Below are 20,118 nucleotides of genomic sequence, written 5' to 3'. Positions count from 1 at the left end.
CGGGTGAACACTCGATCGGCCCAGCGGCCGGTCCGCACCCTGGCCTACCTGGTGAGTGGGCTGCTGGTCGGACCGGCCGCGCTGCTATGGACCCTGTTCACCACGCTGGCCAGCGGCGTGCTGTCGCTGACCTACCTCGGCCCGCCGGTGTTCCTCGTGGCGACCTGGGGCACCCGGCGGATCGCCGGGCTGGAGCGGGCCAGGGCCGCCCTGGTGCTGGGTCGGCGCGTGGCCCCGCCCTACGTGCCCACGCGCGGCACCAACCCGTGGGCGCGCGGCCGGGACCTGGTCCGCCAGCCGGCCACCTGGCGGGACCTGAGCTGGCTGGCCCTGCTGTTCCCGGTCGGGCTGGGCTGCGGGGTGGCGGGCGTGGTGGCCGCGGCCGTGCCCACCGGCGCGGTGCTCGCCCCGCTGTGGCTGTGGGCGGTGCCCAACCCGCACCTGCCCGCGCTGGTGGACCCGCTGTTCCACAGCGTGCCCGGGCGGTTCGCGCTCAGCGCGGTGGGCGTGGCACTGGCGCCGCTGGCGTGGTGGCTGGCCCGGGTGCTGGCCGCGGCCCAGGCCGGGCTCGCCGAGAAGCTGCTGGCCCCGGGGCCGAGGCAGCGCCTGGCCGACCGCGCCGAGGCACTCGCGGTGACCCGCCGCCGGGTGGTCGACGCGCAGGCCGCCGAGCTGCAACGGATCGAGCGGGACCTGCACGACGGCGCGCAGGCGCACATCGTGGCCGCCGGCATGACGCTCGCGCTGGCCGAACGCCGGCTGCGCGCGGCCGGCCAGCGGGACGACCCGGTGCACGAGGGGGTGCGCACCGCCCGCCGGCAGTTGGACAGCGCGCTGACCGAGCTGCGCCGGCTGGTCCGGGGCATCTACCCGCCCATCCTCACCGACCGCGGCCTGGTCGCGGCACTGGCCGCGCTCGCCGGGGACGCGCCACTGGCGGTGGACGTGCGGGCCGGGGACGTGGGCGCGCTGCCCGCGGCGGTGGAGGCGGCGGCCTACTTCGTGGTCGCCGAGGCGCTGACGAACGCGGCCAAGCACAGCGGGGCCGACGAGTGCGTGGTGGAACTCGTGCGGCACCCGGGTGGACCGCTGGCACTGACCGTGCGCGACAACGGACACGGCGGAGCCGACCCGGCCGGGTCCGGCCTGACCGGGTTGCGCCGCAGGGTCGAGGCGCTGGACGGCACGCTGGTGGTCACCAGCCCGCCCGGCGGCCCCACGGTCGTGCGCGCCGAACTGCCCGGCGCCGTGTGATTTCCTTGCCCCATGCGCGTGGTGATCGCCGAGGACCTGCTGCTGCTCAGGGAGGGCCTGGTGCGCGTGCTCACCGACACCGGGCACACCGTGGTCGCGGCCGTGGACAACGCCGTCGAGCTGGAGCGGGCCGTCGAGCACCACGAGCCCGACTTGTCCATTGTGGATGTCCGGCTGCCGCCGGGGTTCCGGGACGAGGGGTTGCGCGCCGCACTGGCCATTCGCCAGCGCCGGCCGAGCACACCGATCCTGATCCTCTCCCAGTACGTCGAGCGCACCTACGCCGCCGAACTGCTGGCCGACGGGCAGGGCGCGGTCGGCTACCTGCTCAAGGACCGGGTCACCGCGCTGGACGAGTTCCTCGACGCGCTCGACCGGGTCGCGGCCGGTGGCACCGCCATGGACCCGGAGGTGGTCCGGCAGCTGTTCGCCCGCAACAACCGCGACCGCGGCATCACCGCACTCACCCCCAGGGAGCGGGAGGTGCTGTCCCTGGTCGCCCAGGGACTGTCCAATTCGGCCATCTGCGCCGAACTGGTGCTGGCGCCGCCCTCGGTGGAGAAGCACATCACCAACATCTTCACCAAGCTCGACCTGCCGCCCGCCGACGACACCCACCGCCGGGTCCGGGCCGTGCTGGCCTACCTCAACCACTGACCGACCCGGGCCGGATCAGCGCGTCACCGTGTGGGCGAGCCGGCCGTCGATCACCGCCGCCCAGATCGCGGTGGCCCCGGCCAGCACCGCCAGCGCGACGAGGATGTGCGGCAGCGCGACGGCGCGGGCGATCAGCGCGATGAAGAACGGGCTGAGGTAGCCGACGTAGGCCGCCGCCTGGAAGATCGCGACCGTGCGGCCGAGGTGGTGGGGCGTGGCCAGCCGCTGGATCTCGGTCAGGCCGCTGACCATCAGCGCGCCGTAGGCGGCGCCGAGCACCAGCGCCCCGACGACGACGAGCGCGATCGACGTGGAGTGCACCGCGGCCGCGCCGACCAGCAGACCGACCACCGCGAGGGCGAGCGAGAGGACGTTGAGCAGCCGGGACCGGTCGCGCAGGCGGCGGGCGAGCGGCTGGACGAGCACGCCGGCCAGCGCGGGCAACGGCGTCACCAGCCCGGTGAACAGCATCAGGTGATCGCCCAGCAGGGCGCCGACGCTGCCCGGGAGCGTGGCCAGCGCGACCGCGCCGGTGAGGAACACCCACGGCGCCACCGGCAGGACGAGCAGCAGGAACCGGCGGTGCCGCCAACTGGGTGTGCCGAGCCCCTTCGCCCTCGCGGCGGGGGCCGCCGGTGTTGGCGCCGGGGCCCGCCAGGCCAGCGCCAGCGCGACCGCCGCCAGCACGATGTGCGGGAGGTACACGGCCACCAGCGGTGCTGGCGCGTACTGGGCGAGCAGCCCGGCGGCCAGCGGGCCGAGCCCGAACCCCGCGGTCATCGCGACCGTGGCGCGGCGCGGAACCCGCTCGGCGTCGCCCGGGCTGCCCGCGCTGAGTTCACCCAGCCAGGACGTGCCGCAGCTGAACGCCGCGCCACTGGCCACCCCGGCGATCAGCCGGCCCGCGTACAGCACGACGGTGGTCCAGGCGCCGACGGCGAGCACGACGCTGGCCGCCACCGACAGCGCCAACGCCCAGAGCATGATGTGCCGCCGCCCGCGCCGGTCGGACAGCGGCCCGCCGAGCAGCAGCCCCGGCACCAGGCCCACGGCGTAGAGCACGAACATGCCCTGCCCCTGGGCGGTGCTGACCCCGCGGGAGGTCTCGTACAGCGACAGCAGTGGCGCGAACTGGTTGGCCCCCCAGCCGACGGCCGCCATCGCGAAGGCGGCGATCAGCCAGGCCCGGCCGGCCGACGGGGTGATGCGCCGGGTGGTCGCGGAACTCGGTGTTGTCGTGCTGGTGGGTTGCGTCACGGGCCCATCGTTTCCGGGCCGGCGTCCGCTCACGAGCGTCTGAAACGACATTCGTCGTACAGTTTGGGACATGAAGCGGGTGGGTGTGGCGGTCGTCGATGGCACCTCGTTGTTCGAACTCGGCACTCCGTGCGCGGTGTTCGGGACGCCCCGACCCGAGGTCCACGACCCGTGGTACGAGTTCGTGGTGTGCGCCGACCCCACCGCGCGCGTGGGCGGCGGGTGGCTCCAGGTCAACGGCTCCGGCGTCGCCCCGCTCGACGCCCTGGTCGAGCTGGACACCGTGATCGTTCCGCCGCTGGACGACCCGTACGCGCCGGCCCCGCCAGCGCTGATCGCGCTGCTGCGGGAGGCGCACCGCAACGGCGCGCGGATCGCGTCGATCTGCGTCGGGGCGTTCACCCTCGCCGAGGCGGGTCTGCTCGACGGGCTCCGGGCCACCACCCACTGGTTGCACGCCCAGCGCCTGGCGCGCGCGTACCCCGCCGTCAACGTGCTGGCCGACGTGCTCTACGTCGACAACGGACAGACGCTCACCTCGGCGGGCAAGGCCGCCGGACTCGACCTGTGCCTGCACATGCTGCGCACCGACCTCGGTTCCGCGGCCGCCAACGCGGTCGCCCGGCGCCTGATCGCGCCCCCGCACCGGCAGGGTGGTCAGGCCCAGTACATCGAGACGCCCGTCCCGGCGGCGGAAGGCCACAGCCTGGGCGCGCTGCTCGACTGGGTGCGCGCCAACCTCGACCAGCCGATCACCGTGGCCGCCCTGGCCGAGCGGTTCCACGTCAGCCCCCGGCACCTGGCCCGGCTGTTCCACGCGGCCACCGGCACGACCCCGCTGCGCTGGCTCCACCTCGAACGCATCCACCAGGCGCAGCGGCTGCTGGAGGACACCGACGCCTCGCTGGAGCAGATCGCCGCCCGCGTCGGGATGGGCACGGCCGCCACCTTGCGACGCCACTTCACCCGCACCATCGGCACCACCCCCAGCGGCTACCGGGACGCCTTCCGCGCCGCGCCACCCACGAGGTTCCGGGAATCGGCCTAGCACCACGCGGTCACGATCCCGGGCCGGCCGGTCCCGGCTGGCCCGGGGCACCCGGCGAACAGCCCCGCGCGACAGTACGGTTGGGACGGACCGACTGCCCCGACCGCCGCACGGGAAGCAGGAGGGGTTCGCCATGCCGGTAGCTGACGTCACCACCGACGTGCTGATCGTCGGTGGTGGACCGGTCGGGCTCACCGCCCGCGCGTGGCGGCCCTGGTGTACGCGGCTTTCCTGCGCTCGCCCGAGAACTCGCCGGCCGAGTTCGTCGAACGCGGTCGTGCCGGGGGAACGCGGCAGGTGGTGGTGGCGGCCGGCTCCAGCTCGACCAAGGCCACGCTGAGCGCGGACTGGGTGGGGCTGCTGCGGGACCAGTTCGGGCCGGCGGGCTACGACCAGCCAGCCCCAGGGCGAGGACCCGAACTCCGCCGCGAACCAGGCCCTGGCCGGCTACAACCAGGTCATCCGGGCGGGGCCTCCGGCTGCTCACCGACAACCTGCACCTGAACGAGGACGCGGCGGCCGAGGTCAGCCGTCTGGTCGGCACCTGGCTCGGGCAGCACTAGCCAAGGCCGTGCCGTACACCGGCCCGGGGGCCCTCGACAGGCCACTGTGGACTGTCCAGCCCGCGAACCCCTTGCGCGCCAAGCATGTCGCGGCCGTCGTGCCGCGCGGGTCGGATCAGGCACCGGAACCAGGTGCCGCCCCGGGGAAGTGGATCGGCCGGCCCTGCGCGGCCGATCCGGCGATGGCGCAGGCCAGCCGGTGGGTGCGCAGCGCGTCCGGGTAGCTGGTCAGCAACTCGTCGGTGCGGCCGAGCACCGCGTCCACGAACGCCCGGTCGGCCGCGCGCCTGGCCTCGGCCGGGTCGACCGACCAGTGCTGGGTGCGGCCGTGCTCGCAGCACTCCAGGCCGTCCTCGGTGACCAGCAGGGCGAGCCCGTCCGCGCACACCTCCACCCCGGCGCGGTGCCGCCAGCCCAGCACGCACGTGGTGGCCAGGGTGCCGACCGCGCCGCTGTCGAAGCGGACCGCGGCGGTGGTGGCGCCGGCCGCGTCGGTGCTGGGCGCGTGCGGCGGAACCTGGTCGGTCACGGCGTAGACCTCGGTCACCTCGCCGCACAGCAGCCGCGCCAGGTCGAGCACGTGCACGGCCTGCTCGACCACCTGCCCGCCGAAGCGGCGGCGGAACGCCCACCACCGGGACGGCGGCACCTGGTCCAGCCACGCGCCGGTGAGCAGCCGCACCGGCCGGTCCCGCAACAGCCGCTGGGCGCGCCGCACCGTCGCGGAGTAGCGCCAGTGGTGGCCGACCGCGGCCAGCACGCCCGTGCCGTCGAGCAGTCGGGCCACCCGGTGCGGGGTAGCCCAGTCCAGGCCGAGCGGCTTCTCCACGAACAGGTTCACCCCGGCCGAGGCGATGCTTTCCTCGGGCTGGCCGTGCGCGAACGCCGGCACGCACACGTAGGCCGCGTCCAGCCCGGTGTCCAGCAGCGCGGCCAGGTCCGGCACCGCCCTGCCGCCGTGCCGCCGCGCGAAGGACCGCCGCCGCTCCTGGTCCGGGTCGGTGACCGCGACCAGTCGCACGTCCGGGAACCCGGCCAGCACCCGGGCGTGCCGCTCGGCCACCGCTCCGGCGCCGACGAACCCGATCCGACAGGACACCTCGCCTCCCCTGCTCGTGGTGACCGCGTCGGTCCAGGGGTGCCTTGGCTGGCCCGGGTCAAACGGGCGGAGCGCGGAAACCACTCCCGCCGAGCGGCGCTGGACTGTGACGCGGATTACTAACTGACCGGATGACCGATCTGGTCAGTGAGGTCTAGCGTTGGTTGCGTGAACAACACAGCGAACAGCGGCCGCCGGGTGCTGGTGGTCGGACTGGGCATCAGCGGCGCGGCAACGGCACTGCGACTGCATCGGGCCGGCTGGACCCCGGTGGTCATCGAGAAGGCGCCGACCCGCCGCTCCGGCGGCTACTTCGTCGGCCTGTTCGGTGCGGGCAAGCCAGCCGCCAGACGACTGGGCCTGCTGGACCGGATGGCCGACCGCGCCCCCAGGAACGGCGTCAACTTCGACATCGACCGCGCCGGCAACCGGCGGCGCGGCCTGAGCTTCCTTGACCTGCCCGGCCGGCCGTGGCTGATGCTGCGCGGCGACGTGGAGCAGGCGGCGTTCAGCGCGCTGCCCCCGGACGTGGACGTCCGCTACTCCACCGTGCCGACCCGCATCGAGCAGGACGCCGACGGCGTGGACGTCACGCTGACCAACACCGTGGACGGCACCGCGGTCACCGAGCGGTTCGACCTGGTGGTGGGCGCGGACGGGCTCCGGTCCACGGTGCGGTCGCTGGTGTTCGGGCCGCACGAGCGGTACCTGCACCGGCTGAACTACATGATCGCCGCGTTCGAACTGCCCGGCTCGCTCAGCGACCTGGCCCCGGGCGACGGCGCCGTGCTGGTCGAGCCGGACCGGTCACTGTGGATCTTCCCGTTCGCCGACCACGACCCCACCGCGCTGATCTCCTACCGCACCGACGACGTGGACGCGGAGTTCACCGAGCCGCCGGCCACCCGGGTGCGCCGGGCGTTCGGCCCGCAGCCGCTGGGCCGCACCCTCACCGAGGTGGTCAACGCGCTGGAAGCCGCCGACGAGGCCCTGTTCGACTCGGTCGAGCAGGTGCGCATGGACACCTGGCACCGCGGCCGGGTGGTGCTCGTGGGCGACTCGGCGTGGTGCGTGACGCTGTACGCGGGCATGGGGGTGTCCGCCGGACTGGCCGGCGCGGACCTGCTCGGCACCGTGCTGGAACGCCACCCGGACGACCTGGCGCGCGCACTGTCCGAATGGGAGCGTCGGCTGCGGCCCTACATGGAGTTCTACCAGCTGAACGGAATCCAGCAGCGGACGTTCTTCACCCCGGCCACCCGCCCGCAGATCCTGCTGCGCAAGGTGATCACCCGCTTGCGGCAGTGGCCGCTGCCCGCCCGGCTGCTGCAGCAGATGCAGGTCAACAGCAAGGCGAGTCGGATGAAGGAAGCCGACATCGCCCGAGCATGATGGGGGTCGGGTGCTCGCGAGCGCGGGTGCCGGCACGGCGTGGACGGGAGTGGACGATGGCGGCGCTGGTCGAACAGGACTCGGACAAGGCCGCCCGGATCCTGGCCGTCGCCAGGGACCTGCTGCTGCGGCGCGGTGTCAAGGGCGTGACCGTGGCCGAGATCGCGGAGAAGGCGCACGTCGGCAAGGGCACGGTGTACCTGTACTGGGCCACCAAGGAGGACCTGTTCTTCGGGCTGTTCGCCAGGGACTTCCTGGCCGCGGTGGACGAGGAGATCGCGGCGCTGTCCTCCGATCCGGACCTGGTCCGGCCCCACCGGTTGATCCCCCGCACGGTCCGCACCGCCGAGAGCCACCCGTTCGTCCGCGCGCTGCTCACCGAGGACGCCGACGTGCTCGGGGTGCTCGCGGAACACCCGCGCAGCCAGCAACTGCTCGGCACGCTGGGGCCGAGCGCGCTGATGAACCGGGCGCTCCCGGCCTGGCGGCAGAACCGACTGGCCCGCACCGACTGGCCGTTGCACGAGCAGGCGTACGCGCTGCGCCTGCTGATGACCGGGTTCTTCCAGGCGATCACCGCCACCGCCACCGACCAGATCGTGCCCAGCACCAAGGTCGACGAGCCGGACCGGGTGATGGGCGCCGCGGTGACCGCGCTGCTCGGCCCGGAGCAGGCCAGTCCGGCCGAGGTGCGCGCCACCGCCGAGGAGGGCCTGCGCCTGATGACCGAGGCCCGGGACGCCGCGCTCGCCTCGATCACCGCGAGCGAGAGCTGACCCACCCGGGCCAGGTAGCTATCCCGCCGGGGACCTGTCGGGCGACTGCCCCGGCACGCCGCCGACCAGCCCGTCGAGTGCCTGTCGGGAGGACTGGAGCTGCGCGATGGCCGCGTCGATCCGGGTGTGCTCGCGGCGCAGGTGGGCGAGCACACCCGGGCACGGCGCCGGGAACAGCTGGTCACCGTCGCCGTGCACGCAGTGCAGGATCTGGGCGATGACCGCGGTGGGCAGGCCGGCCGCGAGCAGGGTGCGGATGTGGCCGACCGTGGCGATGTGCGACTCGTCGTACTCGCGGTAGCCGTTGGGCAGCCGGGTCGGCCGGAGCAGACCCTGCGCCTCGTAGTACCGCAGCAGCCGGTCACTCACTCCGGTCCGGCGAGCCAGCGCGCTGATCCGCACGTGACCCCCTCTCGTCCGAGGTTGACCTTCCAACTGGTGTCAGACCTTAACCTCCGCTCGTCCATCACCGGAGCAGACGAAGGAGCAGGCATGCCGGGCGTGGTGATCATCGGAGCGGGACCGGGTATCGGTCGGTCGGTTGCCCGTCGGTTCGCGCGGGAGGGGCTGCCGGTCACCCTCGTCGCCCGATCCGCCGACACGGTGGCGGCGGTGGCCGACGCGCTCGCACCCACCGGGGTGCGCGTGCTCAGCCTGACCGCGGACAGCACCGACGCGACAGCACTGCGTGCGGCCCTCGACACCGCCAGCGAGGAGTTCGGCGTGCCGGACGTCGTGGTGTACAACGCCGCGATCATCCAGCCCGACCTGGCCGGCGAGCTGTCCGTGCGCGCCCACCAGGACGCCTGGGCCGTCAACGTGGTCGGCGCGATCAACACCGCCGCGCACGTCGCCCCCGCGATGGCCCGGCGCGGCAGCGGCTCGTTCCTCATCACCGGCGGCATGCCCGAGCCGAAACCGGAGTACGTGAGCCTGTCCCTCGGCAAGGCTGGGGTGCGGGCCCTGGTGGCGCTGCTGGACAAGCAGTACGGGCCGGCCGGCCTGCACGTGGCGTCCGTGACCGTGGACGGCCCGGTCGCGCCGGGCACCGACTTCGACCCGGACGACATCGCCGAGCACTACTGGTACCTGCACACCCAGCCACGGCACCAGTGGGACCGGGAGATCGTCCACAGTGAACACGCGCACCGCCGGAGTGGGGACGCCCACGACTGGGCGCACGGTGTCCTGATCGGACTGCTGGGTGCCTGGCAGAGCGCGTTCGACGAGCAGCGGTGGCACGACCTCGCCGCGCTGTTCACCGAGGACGCGCTCTTCCAGGGCATCGACCCAGCGCTGCGCGTCGGTCCCACCGAGACGGTCGGGTACTACGCCGCCGTCACCGACCAACCCCGAGCCGCGATGGAGGTGCTGCGCGCGAACCGGCTGGCCGAGGGACTGGTGGGCGGGTTCGCCGACGTGACCTTCACCCCTGCGACCGGGGAGCCCCGCTCGATCCGCTTGTCCGTTGTCGCCCAGCGGATCGAGGGCACCTGGCGCATCCGCCAGTACCACGCGGCGCCACGCCCCTGACCGGACAGCCCGTTCAGGGCGCCGGCAGTGGCGAACTGACTGGCAGCGTGGACACTGTCGGCGCACCCGCCGTCGGCGCGGTCATCCGACTCGCCGGCCGCGTGATCGAACCGGTGGCGAGGACGTTGGCCAGCAGGGTGCACAGGATCACGCCCACCAGCCAGAACGTGACCATCCGGAACATGGTCATCCCGGCACCTCCTGGCGGAGCAGTGCGGTGGCCGCGTCCAGGCAGTCGTCACACGGCCACGCCGAGGCGGGTGTGGCCACGGCGTCGGTCAGGTACTGCCCGCACAGCGCGCGGTAGGTGCGGTCGCCGCCGAGGGCGTCGGCCGGGATGACGTGGTTGCCACCGTCCACTGCGGACCGTCGCATCACGTGGGTGGGGTGGTCGTCGGGGGCGTGTTCGGTGAGCAGGCAGCAGGCGCCGCACCAGGTGGCGTTGTCCCGGGTGGGGCGGGCGTAGGTGGTGATGAGCGTGTCGGCGAGGCGGATTCCGCACAGGGCGCGGGAGAAGTCGGGCTTGTCGGGGTCGGCGAGCCAGGCGTGCACCTGTGGGGTGGCGAAGGGTGAGTGGCCGTATGTCAGCGTGCTGGTCACGCCGCCTCCCTGTGGTCAGGGTGTCCGATGTGGACGGTGATGGGAATGGTGGGGGTGGTGGCGTGACCGTCGGGAGTGCGAAGTCCCGGCCACGCCACCACCCATCGGCCGCCCGGGGTGCTGGTCGAGGGCGGGTGGGCGGCCGAGCTGGGGGCCGTGGCGGGCGGGGTCGGGGTCACCGTCCGCCACGGCTGCTGGTGGGTGGGGTGGGCGTGGTCGTCGAGCGGGAACGCCGTGATCAGGTGGAGCCACAGGCCGCCGAGGGAGAGGAAGGCGGCCAGGCCCAGCGCGAGGAACACGAGCAGTCCGGTCGTCACGTCCACCACCACTTCTGTTGGGGCCGGGCAGCGAGACGGGAGCCGAAGCCGTCTCAACCGTCCCGCCGCCCGACATGGGTGACGAGGTCAGGCGTCACCCGGGGAACCGCCCCGATGCGGGTCGGGGCGACAGAGACATGTGGGGCGGTCTCGCCGACGCCGGACAGACCACATGCGCCGGCGAGACCGCAGGATTCCCTTGGGAACCCCCAACTTCGCAGCCAGCCACGCATGCCATCGGCTGCGAACCTGGCTCTGGGACGACTCGTGACGCAGCGGATCGCGCGGGAGTCGTCAGCGTGCTGATGTACCCCGGCGGGGACGTAAGGCCAGGCGGGGGCGAGGTGTCTGGCGCGCCGAGGCGTGGCGTGAGCGGCTGGCCCACCGTGCTCGGAGGTTGATCACCGTTGCCCCCTAGACTGAAATTGCGACTTAGGCGCAGGGCTAACCATAGACCGCAATTTCATATTGATGGCTGGTCCATTTGGGTGATTTCCTATCGCTCCAGGTGGCAGAAGGGTTGGGGTTGATGTCGACGCAGACCGTCCGACTGAAGTTCCTCGGGATAGCCATGCGCGAGTTCCGCGAGCAGACCGACGTGACACCCCAACAGGCCGCGAAGACACTGGGCCGCGCGGTCTCCAAGATCACCAGGCTGGAGAAGGGTCAGAACGGGCTGACCGTCGCGGAGGCGGAGAAGCTGCTGCGGCTGTACCAGGTCACGGACGAAGCTCAGGTTGCCGAGGTGCTTGATCTGGCACGGACCAGCAGGCGGCGCGGGCACTGGGCGGGCCACCGCTCCACCATCCCCTTGGGACTGCGGCCGTACATCGAGTTCGAACAGGACGCCAGCCGGCACCGCAGCTATGGCATGGAACTCGTTCCCGGTCTGCTCCAGACCCCCAACTACACGCGCGTGATGTTGCTCCGACCCGGACCCGCGAAGGTCGCCCCGGAGGACATCGACCGGGTGGTGCAGACCCGAATCGACCGACAGCAGACCCTGTTCGGCGATTCCCCGGCAGAAGCCCACTTCGTGCTGTCCGAGTCCTGCCTGCGCCGCCACTACGGCACGAACCGGGTGATGCACGAGCAGATGCTTCACCTGGCCGAAATGGCACTCCGGCCCAACATCGTCATCCAGATCCTGCCGTTCCGCGTCCCCGGAACGACGTTCGGCTTCAAGATCATGCGGATTCCGGCGCCGGCGCCGTCGCAGCGGGATCCGCTGGACCTGGTGTACGTCGAGACCCTCCACAACAGCGACTACCTGGACGACATGCCATCCGTCCAGGACTACGACAGCCTCTGGAGCTACCTCTCAGCGGCTGCCCTTGGTCCGGAGGACTCCCGACGGATGATCCTGAGCGCCGCTCAGGAATACGAGTGAGCAGAAGGACAGACCGATGAGCGAGAACCGCTTCCGCTTCAAGACATCGTCGTATTCCGAGGGGAACGGGGAATGCGTCGCGCTGGGCTGGTCCGCTGTGGCCTTTGCCGTGCGCGACTCGAAGAACCCCGCTGGCCCCGTGTTGGCCTTCGGGCAGGGCGAGCTGGCCCGCTTCCTCCACGCCGTCAAGGCCGGCCGGCTCGACGGCTGATCGGTTGACGGGCTGACCGCTGGTTGCCCTGTGCCCCGCCCCGGACACCTCGGGGCGGGGCATCGGCGTCTTCGGGGCCATTCGGCGGGCCGGCACGTGGAGTTGCACCTGGAGCGCACTCCATATCCGCGCCATTAGGCAGAACGGGCGCCGCCATCAAGAGCAGCCCGCGGAGCCTGGCCGAATTGGCCTTGATCGTGGCAGGGTGGCTGTGAATGAATCGTGTTCGCGTTTGATGTGCGGCCGTGGTTCTCCGGCCGCCCCCCATCTTGAGGAGTTGGCGCTGACAATGCCCGATGAGCACGCCAGCGAAGTGGTGCTGCGGGTCAACGGCGAGGAACGGCGGGTGTTCCTCGACAACCGGACCACACTGTTGGACGCCCTGCGGGAGCACCTGGGGCTGACCGGGGCGAAGAAGGGCTGTGACCACGGCCAGTGCGGCGCGTGCACGGTGCTGGTGGACGGCCGGCGGGTGGCCAGCTGTCTGCAACTGGCCGTGGCCGTTGCCGACCGCCCGGTGGTCACCATCGAGGGCGTCGCCGATCTGGCCGACGGCGCGCCCGGCGAGCTGCACCCGGTGCAGCAGGCGTTCCTGGACCGCGACGCGTTGCAGTGCGGCTACTGCACGCCCGGCCAGATCTGCTCGGCGATCGGCATGCTCGCCGAGGCCGAGCGGGGCTGGCCCAGCCACGCCACCGCGGACGTCGCCCAGGTCGGCAGCGCCAAGGCGCTGGACGCGGCCGAGGTGCGCGAGCGGATGAGCGGCAACCTGTGCCGGTGCGGCGCCTACGTGGGCATCGTGCAGGCCGTGCTGGACGCCGCCGAGCAGCTGCCGGCCGAGCCGGCCGCCCCGACACCCAGGAGCGGCCGGTGAAGCCGTTCACCTACCAGCGGCCGGCCGACCCGGCCGACGCCGCCGAACTGCTGCTGGCCCAGCCGGACGCCGTGGTCCTCGCCGGCGGCACCAACCTGGTCGACCTGATGAAACTCGGGGTGCTGCAACCGGGTTCGCTGGTCGACGTCAGCGGGTTCACCTCGGACCGCATCGAGCACCGCGCCGACGGCGGCGTGCTGATCGGCGCGGGCGTGCGCAACGCCGACCTGGCCGGTGACCTCGGTGTCCGGCAACGGTTCCCGGTGCTGGCCGAGGCCCTGCTGGCCGGCGCGTCCGGACAGCTGCGGTCGATGGCCACCACCGGCGGCAACCTGTTGCAGCGCACCCGGTGCGCCTACTTCCAGGACGTCAGCAAGCCGTGCAACAAGCGGGAGCCGGGCAGCGGCTGCGCCGCGATCACCGGCCAGCACCGCGACCTCGGCGTGATCGGCACGTCGGACAAGTGCGTGGCCACCCACCCCTCGGACATGGCCGTGGCACTGGCCGCGCTGGACGCCGTGGTGCACCTGCGCCGGGCCGACGGCGAGCAGGTCGGCGTGCCGCTGTCCGAGTTCTACCTGGCACCGGGGGACACCCCGGAGCGCGAGACCATTGTGGACAGAGGCGACCTGGTCACCGGCGTCGAGCTGCCGCCGGCACCGGCCGGCGCGCGGATGCGCTACCACAAGGTGCGCGACCGGGCCTCGTTCGCGTTCGCCGTGGTGTCGGTCGCGGCCGTGGTGGTGCGGGCGGCTGACGGCACCCTGGCCGACGTGCGCATCGCCCTCGGCGGCGTGGCCCCGATGCCGTGGCGGGCCCGCGTGGCCGAGGCGGCCCTGCGCGGTCAGCGCCCCGAGCCGGCGGTGCTGCGCGCGGCGGCCCAGGCCGAGTTCGCCGCCGCCCGGCCCCTGCCGGACAACGCGTTCAAGGTCGACCTCGCCATTGATCTGATCACGGCCACCATCGCCGACCTGGGAGGGTTACCGCGATGACCATGACCACGTCCCGGGCGACCGGCGCGTCGGTGCAGCGGGCCGACGGGTACGCCAAGGTCACCGGTGCGGCCACCTACTCGACCGAGTGGCCCCTGCAGAACCCCGCCTACGCCTGGCCCGTGCTGTCCACAGTGGCCCGTGGTGCGGTGCGCGCGGTGGACGACAGCGCCGCGCTGGCCGTGCCCGGGGTGCTGGCCGTGCTGCGGCCGGGCGCCGCGCCCGAACTGCAACCGGCCGACGACCCCGAGATGCTGATCCTCCAGCACTCCCGGGTGGACTACCGGGGGCAGGTCGTGGCCGCCGTGGTGGCCACCTCGCTGGAGGTGGCCAGGTACGCCAGCTCCCTGGTGCGCGTCGACTACACCGTCGAGCCGCACGAGGTGCTGATCGACCCGGACAGCGACGAGCTGTTCACCCCGACCACGGCCGTGGGCAACCCGCCGGCCAGCGACAAGGGCGACGTGGACGCGGCACTGCTGGCCGCGCCGCACGTGCTGGACGCCACCTACACCACCCCGCCCCAGCACACCAGCTCGATGGAGCCCTACGCGTGCACGGCGGTGTGGGACGGCGAGCGGGAGCTGACCCTCTACAACTCCGACCAGGGCCCGGCCATCACGGCCGGCACGATCAGCGCGCTGTTCGGGCTGCCGGCCGGCGCGGTGCGGATCGTCGCCGACTACATCGGCGGCGGGTTCGGTGCCAAGGCGTTCGTCCGGTCGGTGCCGGTGCTGGCCGCCATGGCCGCCAAGGCCGTTGACCGGCCGGTGAAGGTGATGGCCACCCGGCAGCAGATGTTCTCCCTGGCCGGCCACCGGGGACCGACCGTGCAGCGGGTCCGGCTGGCCGCCGACCCGTCCGGCCGGCTGGTCGCCATCGACCACCAGGCCATCTCGCACACCTCGCGGCACGCCGACTTCGTCGAGGCCGCCGCCGCGGTGAGCCGGAGCCTGTACGCCACGCCGAACCTGCGCACCGGCCACCGGGCCGTCCGGCTGGACGTGCCCACGCCGGGCCCGATGCGCGCGCCGGGCATCGCCCCAGGGCTGTTCGCGCTGGAGTCCGCGATGGACGAACTGGCCCACCAACTGGGCATCGACCCGGTGGAGCTGCGGGTGCGCAACGACACCGACGTCGACCCGAGCACCGGGCGGCCGTTCAGCAGCCGGGGACTGGTCGAGTGCCTGCGCGAGGGCGCGGAGCGGTTCGGTTGGGCGGGCCGCGACCCCGCGCCGCGCTCCGGCCGGCAGGGTGACTGGCTGGTGGGCACGGGCATGGCCGTGTCCACGTTCCCCGTGCACATGGCGCCGTCCACGGCCACCGCACTGGCCACTGTGGACGGTGGGTTCGAGGTGCGGGTGACCGCGGTGGACATCGGCACGGGCGCGCGCACGGTGCTGGCCCAGGTCGCCGCCGACGAACTCGGCGTGGAGCTGGACCAGGTCACGCTGCGGGTGGCGCACAGCGACTACGGCATGGCGCCGTTCGCCGGTGGCTCGGCGGGCACGGCGTCGTGGGGCTGGGCCGTGGTCAAGGCGGTGCGCGCGCTGCGCGAGCGGTTGGACCAGCACGGCGGTGTGGTGCCGGCCGAGGGCCTTGAGGTCACCGTGGACACCACGGCCGACCTGGCCGAGCTGAGCGCGTACTCGCGGCACTCCTACGGCGCGCAGTTCGCCGAGGTCCGGGTGCACGTCCACACCGGGGAACTGCGGGTGCCCCGGCTGTACGGGGTGTTCGCGGCGGGGCGCATCCTCAACCCGAGGACCGCGCGCTCGCAGCTGCTCGGCGGCATGATCTTCGGGCTGTCCATGGCGTTGCACGAGGACGGTGTGCTGGACCCGGTGTTCGGCGACTTCGCCAACCACGACTTCGCCGGCTACCACATCGCGGCCAACGCGGACGTGGCCGACCTGCGCGCGCACTGGATCGAGGAGCACGACGACGAGCTGAACCCGGTGGGCGTCAAGGGCATCGGTGAACTCAGCAACACCGGCACGGCCGCGGCGATCGCCAACGCGGTGTTCCACGCCACCGGCCACCGCGTGCGCGACCTGCCGATCACCCTGGAGCGCCTGCGCCCGGGGTTGCGGGGCGAGCCGGTGGGGTAGCCACCGGTTGACAGCGGGATGTGTGAGTGATTTATTACTCACATGACCGGACGATAGCTCGCCATCACGCGGGAGCGACGCGGTGAAGTGCCGCTTCCGCGTGGGGCAGCTGTGGTCCGGTTGCTGTACTCGAAGTGCGTACCTGGCGAGCCTGTCGCGGGCACTGCCGCGCCGAGGCCTTTTTTTGGGTCAGTTAAGTGAGTGGTCAACCACTCATTGAACTGGTCGACCGCTGATCCACCCACCACGACCGGAGGAGCGTCCCCGTGCCCACCAAGCCCTACCTCAGCGGCCACTACGCACCCGTGCCGGACGAGACCACCGCCACCGGTCTGACCGTGCACGGCAGCCTGCCGCCCGAGTTGTCCGGCCGGTACTTCCGCAACGGCCACAACCCCAAGCCGGGCAACACGCCCACGCACTGGTTCAAGGGCAGCGGCATGATCCACGGCGTGCGGCTGCACCAGGGCCGCGCCGAGTGGTACCGCAACCGGTGGGTGCGCACCCCGGCGCTGGACGGCGCGCCCGGCCACCACCCGGACGGCACCGCCGACCTCACCGCCAGCGTGGCTGGCACGCACGTCATCGAGCACGCCGGGCACATCCTCGCGCTGCAGGAGGCCAACCTGCCCTTCGAGATCACCCGCGAACTGGACACCGTCGGCCCGTTCGACTTCAACGGCAAGCTGACCACCGCGATGACCGCGCACCCCAAGGAGGACCCGGTCACCGGCGAGCTGCACTTCTTCAGCTACTCGCCGTTCCCGCCGCACCTGGTCTACTACGTGGCCACCGCCCGGGGCGAGATCGTCCGCGCCGACGTGGTCGACGGCGCCGGCCCCTCGCTCATGCACGACTTCGCCATCACCGAGAACCACGTGGTGTGGCTGGACCTGCCGGTGGTGTTCAACCCGGCGGAGACCTCGGGCATCCCCTACCGGTGGAGCGACGACTACCGGCCGCGCATCGGCGTGATGCCCCGCCACGGCGCCGCCGCGGTCACCTGGTTCGAGGTGGCGCCGGGCGCGCTGCTGCACGTGACCAACGCGCACGAGGACGCCGCCGGCCGGATCGTGGTCGACGGGCCGCGCTACGACCGGGCCGCCTGGGCCACGTCGTGGAAGTGGTGGGTCGGCGCGCCCGGCCACCCGGCGCACGCGCTGGTCGGCTCGGTCCACCACCGGTGGGTGCTCGACCCGACCAGCGGGCGGGTCAGCGAGCAGACCCTGGACGGGCTGGTGACCGAGTTTCCCACCATCAACGACGAACGCACCGGTCGGCCCAACCGCTACAGCTACGCCGTGGCCTTCCCCGGCGGCGGGCTCGACGAGTACGCGGTCGTCAAGTACGACAACCAGACCGGCGCCCAGCAGCTCGCGCGCACCGGCCCGGCGCGGCTGGCCGGCGAGGCCGTGTTCGTGCCCTCGGCCGGCGCGACCCGGGAGGACGACGGCTACCTGCTCACCATCGTCAGCGACCTGGCGGCCGACGCGTCCCAACTGCTCGTGCTGGACGCCGAGGACATCCGCCGCGACCCGGTGGCCGTGGTGGAGCTGCCCCGGCGGGTGCCCGCGGGTATCCACGGCTCCTGGATCCCCGACACCGACCAGTCCTGAGGAGGTCCCCGTGCCCACGCCACTCGACATCGACCCGACCGCCCCGATCGTGTCCAGGCACGCCCTGCGGATCAACGCGCCACTCGCGAGGATCTGGCGGCTGCACACCGACGTGGCCAACTGGCCGGCCTGGCAGCCGGAGATCCAGCGGGCCAGCATCGCCGGGCCGTTCACGCCGGGCACCAGCTTCCGGTGGCTCACCCACGGCATGGACATCATCTCGACCGTCTACGACGTGCGGGACCAGCGGCGGACCGTGTGGGGCGGGCCGGCCTCGGGCATCACCGGCGTCCACGTCTGGACGTTCGCCGCTGACGGGGACGCCGTGCTGGTGCGCACCGCGGAATCCTGGGACCTCGACCCGACTCGGGCCGACGTCCCGGCCCTGCGGGCGGCCCTGGACGAGTCGCTGCGCTGCTGGCTGCGCCACCTCGGGGCCGCGGCCGAGGCCGGATGAGCGGAAACTGTCAGGGGTGGGTGGCAGCCTGTGCGCGTCGACCAGTTCCGGCACCGCGGGAGCGACCATGACCAGCTCACCCACCCCCACCAGCTACCCCGCCGTGTGGGGCAGCGACATCGGCGCGGCCGACCCGCGCGTGGCCGCACCCCGGGTGGCCGGCGAGCGCGAGACACTGGCCGCCTTCCTCGACTGGCACCGACGGACACTGGAACTCAAGTGCGCCGGGCTGACCGCCGAGCAGTTGTCCGACCGGGCCGTGCCGCCCTCCGCGCTCAGCCTGCGCGGGCTGGTGCGGCACCTGTCCGGGGTGGAGCGGTGGTGGTTCCGCATGCAGTTCGCCGGCGAGCAGGTGCCGATGCTGTACTACTCCGACGACGACCCGGACCAGGACTTCGACCGGCTCGACGGCGACTTCGCCGAGGAGGTGGCCGTGTGGCGGGCCGAGTGCCAGCGGTCCAGGGAGATCGTGGCCGAGGCGACCTCCCTGGACGACACAGCCACCGGGTTCGCCACCGGCGGGCCGATCTCGCTGCGCTGGGTCATGCTGCACGTGCTGGCCGACTACGCCAGGCACAACGGCCACGCCGACCTGCTGCGCGAGCGCATCGACGGCCGCACCGGGGTGTGACGGCGGGGCCGCTCACGGGGTGGCGCCGCGCAGCCGCCCCGGCCTCGGCCTGGGCGCTCACAGCCCGGGCCAGCCGTGCCGCAGGTGCGCGAAGGCGGTGTCCATGGCGGCGCGCGGGTCGGGTGGCGTGCCAGCCAGGTCCGGGATCTCCAACACGTAGCGGGCCAGCAGGCGCAGCGAGAGGTCGTCCGCGTCCCGGCCGGTCTCCTCGGCGATCACCCGGGTGAGCGCGGCCTCGCAGTCGGTCCACAGCGCCCTGGCGTAGGCGCGCAGCGCGGGCGTGGCGACCACGAGTTCGGCCGTGCGGCGGAACTCCGGGTCGGGGTCGGGTGCGACGGCCGTGACCGGATAATGTGCGTTCGGGGCCTGGTCAACGACTCGGCACAGCAGGGGGAGCACGATGGCGCAGTTCAGGGAACGGCTCGTGTTCAAGCAACGGCCGATGGACCGGACGGTGCTCAGCCAGGTCACGTGGGACTTCGACTGGGACCTCGTCGACGTCGGGCGGATCGGCGAGGATCCATATGTGGACGTGTGGCTGGCGGAGAACGGCTCGGTGGAGATCCGCTACGTCGAGGACGGCGTGGTGGGGCTGAGCTACGTCACGCTGCACGGGGACGAGGTGCGGCCAGTGCGTCAACAGGTCGAGTCGATGTGCGAGCTGTGGTCTTCGGGAGAGGCGCTCGCAGAGCTTCGAACGGCAACGGATCGCAACGACCGGCTCAGGGCGCTCTACGCCGCGGCCCTGTCAGCTTCGGGTGCGCCTGATCCGTCACTGGTCGACGCCTTTCGGACCATTGCCCGACATGACGGTGATCCCGGTGTGCGCCAGGCCGTAGTGGTGGCCACCGGGTACCTGCCCTGGCCCGAGCTTGTTGAGCTGGTGCGGGAACTGGGTGAGCACGATCCCGTGGACCACGTGCGGCACAACGCCAGCGTCCTGCTCGACGGCCTGCACAAACACGCGAGTTGACTTTGCAAACCCCGCGAGATGCTCCTATAGCTGTCAAGTCGTGGGTTGGGGGTCGTGAAGGGCGGCGAGGTCGGCCATGAGGCGGGGATAGATCTCTCGTGCCAGGTAGCGTTTGAGGCAGCGGATGAGGTGTTTCTTGGTCATCTTGGTGCCTGGTCGCAGGCGTGCGGCCAGATAAGCACGGGTGGGTTGGTGGTGGGCCAGGCGGACGATGACCACGCGGTAGAGCGCGGCGTTGGCTTGGCGGTCGCCGGCGCGGGAGAGTCGGTGGTGCTCGTGTTTGCCGCTGCTGGCGTCCACGGGGGCGACTCCGGTCAGGCAGGCGAACGCGGCCTGGGAGTGTAGCCGGTCGGGGTGCTCGCCGACG

General features: G+C 72.6%; 24 protein-coding genes. 16 read left to right on the top strand and 8 right to left on the bottom strand.

Annotated features, from left to right (window positions below; translation table 11 throughout):
• The first annotated feature begins 3 nt into the window (after positions 1-3).
• Together LX83_RS30340 and LX83_RS30335 are read left to right on the top strand one after the other, a co-directional pair.
• On the top strand, positions 4-1,254 hold the full coding sequence (locus LX83_RS30340) for a sensor histidine kinase (RefSeq protein WP_253777577.1): 1,251 nt from the start codon (positions 4-6) through the stop codon (positions 1,252-1,254).
• A 12-nt stretch (positions 1,255-1,266) separates the two neighbouring features.
• Positions 1,267-1,911, top strand: a complete 645-nt coding sequence (locus LX83_RS30335) for a response regulator transcription factor (protein WP_253777575.1) — start codon at positions 1,267-1,269, stop codon at positions 1,909-1,911.
• A gap of 15 nt (positions 1,912-1,926) precedes the next feature.
• On the opposite strand, the gene LX83_RS30330 is transcribed toward LX83_RS30335, so the two are convergent.
• Complete coding sequence (locus LX83_RS30330; protein WP_253777572.1) at positions 1,927-3,168, bottom strand: MFS transporter; 1,242 nt, start codon at positions 3,166-3,168, stop codon at positions 1,927-1,929.
• Positions 3,169-3,238: 70 nt separating this feature from the next.
• Between LX83_RS30330 and LX83_RS30325 the strand changes: the two genes are divergently transcribed.
• Together LX83_RS30325 and LX83_RS30320 are read left to right on the top strand one after the other, a co-directional pair.
• Positions 3,239-4,216: a helix-turn-helix domain-containing protein gene (locus LX83_RS30325; RefSeq protein ID WP_253777569.1), complete on the top strand. Its 978-nt coding sequence runs from the start codon at positions 3,239-3,241 to the stop codon at positions 4,214-4,216.
• Positions 4,217-4,420: 204 nt separating this feature from the next.
• Positions 4,421-4,720, top strand: a complete 300-nt coding sequence (locus tag LX83_RS30320) for a hypothetical protein (RefSeq protein WP_253777566.1) — start codon at positions 4,421-4,423, stop codon at positions 4,718-4,720.
• Between the two features lie 174 nt (positions 4,721-4,894).
• On the opposite strand, the gene LX83_RS38555 is transcribed toward LX83_RS30320, so the two are convergent.
• A complete protein-coding gene (locus LX83_RS38555) occupies positions 4,895-5,878 on the bottom strand; it encodes a Gfo/Idh/MocA family protein (protein ID WP_253777563.1) in 984 nt (327 codons plus the stop codon).
• Positions 5,879-6,046: 168 nt separating this feature from the next.
• Between LX83_RS38555 and LX83_RS30310 the strand changes: the two genes are divergently transcribed.
• Positions 6,047-7,270 carry an FAD-dependent monooxygenase gene (locus LX83_RS30310; protein ID WP_253777561.1) on the top strand — a complete coding sequence of 408 codons (1,224 nt, stop codon included), beginning with the start codon at positions 6,047-6,049 and terminating at the stop codon, positions 7,268-7,270.
• Between the two features lie 56 nt (positions 7,271-7,326).
• Positions 7,327-8,046 (top strand): TetR/AcrR family transcriptional regulator, encoded by a 720-nt coding sequence (locus LX83_RS30305; RefSeq protein WP_253777559.1) that lies wholly within the window; start codon positions 7,327-7,329, stop codon positions 8,044-8,046.
• Between the two features lie 18 nt (positions 8,047-8,064).
• On the opposite strand, the gene LX83_RS30300 is transcribed toward LX83_RS30305, so the two are convergent.
• Positions 8,065-8,448, bottom strand: a complete 384-nt coding sequence (locus tag LX83_RS30300; protein WP_253777557.1) for a MerR family transcriptional regulator — start codon at positions 8,446-8,448, stop codon at positions 8,065-8,067.
• Between the two features lie 90 nt (positions 8,449-8,538).
• On the opposite strand from LX83_RS30300, the gene LX83_RS30295 reads away from it, so the two are divergent.
• The gene (locus LX83_RS30295) at positions 8,539-9,579 is read left to right on the top strand and encodes an SDR family NAD(P)-dependent oxidoreductase (protein ID WP_253777555.1); all 1,041 of its coding nucleotides are present in this window, start codon (positions 8,539-8,541) and stop codon (positions 9,577-9,579) included.
• Positions 9,580-9,592: 13 nt separating this feature from the next.
• Here the strand turns inward: LX83_RS30295 and LX83_RS30290 are convergent, their stop codons facing one another.
• Genes LX83_RS30290 through LX83_RS30280 form a run of 3 tightly spaced genes read right to left on the bottom strand, consistent with a single transcriptional unit; the run spans position 9,593 to position 10,496 of the window.
• Complete coding sequence (locus tag LX83_RS30290) at positions 9,593-9,769, bottom strand: hypothetical protein (protein ID WP_253777553.1); 177 nt, start codon at positions 9,767-9,769, stop codon at positions 9,593-9,595.
• Entirely contained in the window at positions 9,766-10,179 is a 414-nt protein-coding gene (locus LX83_RS30285) for a hypothetical protein (protein WP_253777551.1), read from the bottom strand. Before LX83_RS30285 ends, LX83_RS30290 begins: the two co-directional genes overlap by 4 nt.
• Positions 10,176-10,496, bottom strand: coding sequence for a hypothetical protein (locus LX83_RS30280; RefSeq protein ID WP_253777549.1), 321 nt, complete (start codon positions 10,494-10,496; stop codon positions 10,176-10,178). Before LX83_RS30280 ends, LX83_RS30285 begins: the two co-directional genes overlap by 4 nt.
• Before the next feature lie 529 nt (positions 10,497-11,025).
• Between LX83_RS30280 and LX83_RS30275 the strand changes: the two genes are divergently transcribed.
• The 8 genes from LX83_RS30275 (at position 11,026) to LX83_RS30240 (ending at position 18,778) form a co-directional block, all read left to right on the top strand.
• Positions 11,026-11,886 (top strand): helix-turn-helix domain-containing protein, encoded by an 861-nt coding sequence (locus LX83_RS30275; protein WP_253777548.1) that lies wholly within the window; start codon positions 11,026-11,028, stop codon positions 11,884-11,886.
• A 16-nt stretch (positions 11,887-11,902) separates the two neighbouring features.
• Positions 11,903-12,097 (top strand): DUF397 domain-containing protein, encoded by a 195-nt coding sequence (locus LX83_RS30270; protein WP_253777547.1) that lies wholly within the window; start codon positions 11,903-11,905, stop codon positions 12,095-12,097.
• Between the two features lie 289 nt (positions 12,098-12,386).
• Positions 12,387-12,971 carry a (2Fe-2S)-binding protein gene (locus LX83_RS30265; RefSeq protein WP_253777546.1) on the top strand — a complete coding sequence of 195 codons (585 nt, stop codon included), beginning with the start codon at positions 12,387-12,389 and terminating at the stop codon, positions 12,969-12,971.
• Positions 12,968-13,963: an FAD binding domain-containing protein gene (locus LX83_RS38550; protein WP_253777545.1), complete on the top strand. Its 996-nt coding sequence runs from the start codon at positions 12,968-12,970 to the stop codon at positions 13,961-13,963. The genes LX83_RS30265 and LX83_RS38550 overlap by 4 nt, the downstream gene beginning before the upstream one ends.
• Positions 13,960-16,074: a xanthine dehydrogenase family protein molybdopterin-binding subunit gene (locus tag LX83_RS30255; protein WP_253777544.1), complete on the top strand. Its 2,115-nt coding sequence runs from the start codon at positions 13,960-13,962 to the stop codon at positions 16,072-16,074. The genes LX83_RS38550 and LX83_RS30255 overlap by 4 nt, the downstream gene beginning before the upstream one ends.
• Before the next feature lie 266 nt (positions 16,075-16,340).
• Positions 16,341-17,690, top strand: coding sequence for a carotenoid oxygenase family protein (locus LX83_RS30250; RefSeq protein WP_253777543.1), 1,350 nt, complete (start codon positions 16,341-16,343; stop codon positions 17,688-17,690).
• Positions 17,691-17,700: 10 nt separating this feature from the next.
• The gene (locus LX83_RS30245; protein ID WP_253777541.1) at positions 17,701-18,147 is read left to right on the top strand and encodes an SRPBCC family protein; all 447 of its coding nucleotides are present in this window, start codon (positions 17,701-17,703) and stop codon (positions 18,145-18,147) included.
• Positions 18,148-18,214: 67 nt separating this feature from the next.
• Positions 18,215-18,778 carry a DinB family protein gene (locus LX83_RS30240; RefSeq protein ID WP_253777539.1) on the top strand — a complete coding sequence of 188 codons (564 nt, stop codon included), beginning with the start codon at positions 18,215-18,217 and terminating at the stop codon, positions 18,776-18,778.
• 57 nt (positions 18,779-18,835) lie between these two features.
• Here the strand turns inward: LX83_RS30240 and LX83_RS30235 are convergent, their stop codons facing one another.
• The gene (locus tag LX83_RS30235; RefSeq protein WP_253777537.1) at positions 18,836-19,210 is read right to left on the bottom strand and encodes an acyl-CoA-like ligand-binding transcription factor; all 375 of its coding nucleotides are present in this window, start codon (positions 19,208-19,210) and stop codon (positions 18,836-18,838) included.
• Between LX83_RS30235 and LX83_RS38545 the strand changes: the two genes are divergently transcribed.
• Positions 19,203-19,751, top strand: a complete 549-nt coding sequence (locus LX83_RS38545; protein ID WP_253777535.1) for a HEAT repeat domain-containing protein — start codon at positions 19,203-19,205, stop codon at positions 19,749-19,751. The two genes, LX83_RS30235 and LX83_RS38545, sit on opposite strands and share 8 nt — an antisense overlap.
• 33 nt (positions 19,752-19,784) lie before the next feature.
• Here the strand turns inward: LX83_RS38545 and LX83_RS30225 are convergent.
• On the bottom strand, positions 19,785-20,118 hold a 334-nt coding region (locus tag LX83_RS30225; protein ID WP_253777533.1), incomplete at its 5' end, for an IS110 family transposase.

It is taken from the genome of Goodfellowiella coeruleoviolacea (genome assembly GCF_024171785.1).
Lineage (GTDB): Bacteria > Actinomycetota > Actinomycetes > Mycobacteriales > Pseudonocardiaceae > Goodfellowiella > Goodfellowiella coeruleoviolacea.
This window is presented reverse-complemented; position numbering and strand designations above follow the sequence as displayed.

Bases quoted from the DNA above. Each gene is read 5' to 3' on its own strand.
- LX83_RS30290 (WP_253777553.1), bottom strand. From the start codon at position 9,769: ATGACCATGTTCCGGATGGTCACGTTCTGGCTGGTGGGCGTGATCCTG.
- LX83_RS30305 (WP_253777559.1), top strand. From the start codon at position 7,327: ATGGCGGCGCTGGTCGAACAGGACTCGGACAAGGCCGCCCGGATCCTG.
- LX83_RS30275 (WP_253777548.1), top strand. From the start codon at position 11,026: ATGTCGACGCAGACCGTCCGACTGAAGTTCCTCGGGATAGCCATGCGC.
- LX83_RS30265 (WP_253777546.1), top strand. From the start codon at position 12,387: ATGCCCGATGAGCACGCCAGCGAAGTGGTGCTGCGGGTCAACGGCGAG.
- LX83_RS30325 (WP_253777569.1), top strand. From the start codon at position 3,239: ATGAAGCGGGTGGGTGTGGCGGTCGTCGATGGCACCTCGTTGTTCGAA.
- LX83_RS30335 (WP_253777575.1), top strand. From the start codon at position 1,267: ATGCGCGTGGTGATCGCCGAGGACCTGCTGCTGCTCAGGGAGGGCCTG.
- LX83_RS30295 (WP_253777555.1), top strand. From the start codon at position 8,539: ATGCCGGGCGTGGTGATCATCGGAGCGGGACCGGGTATCGGTCGGTCG.
- LX83_RS30255 (WP_253777544.1), top strand. From the start codon at position 13,960: ATGACCATGACCACGTCCCGGGCGACCGGCGCGTCGGTGCAGCGGGCC.
- LX83_RS30240 (WP_253777539.1), top strand. From the start codon at position 18,215: ATGACCAGCTCACCCACCCCCACCAGCTACCCCGCCGTGTGGGGCAGC.
- LX83_RS30270 (WP_253777547.1), top strand. From the start codon at position 11,903: ATGAGCGAGAACCGCTTCCGCTTCAAGACATCGTCGTATTCCGAGGGG.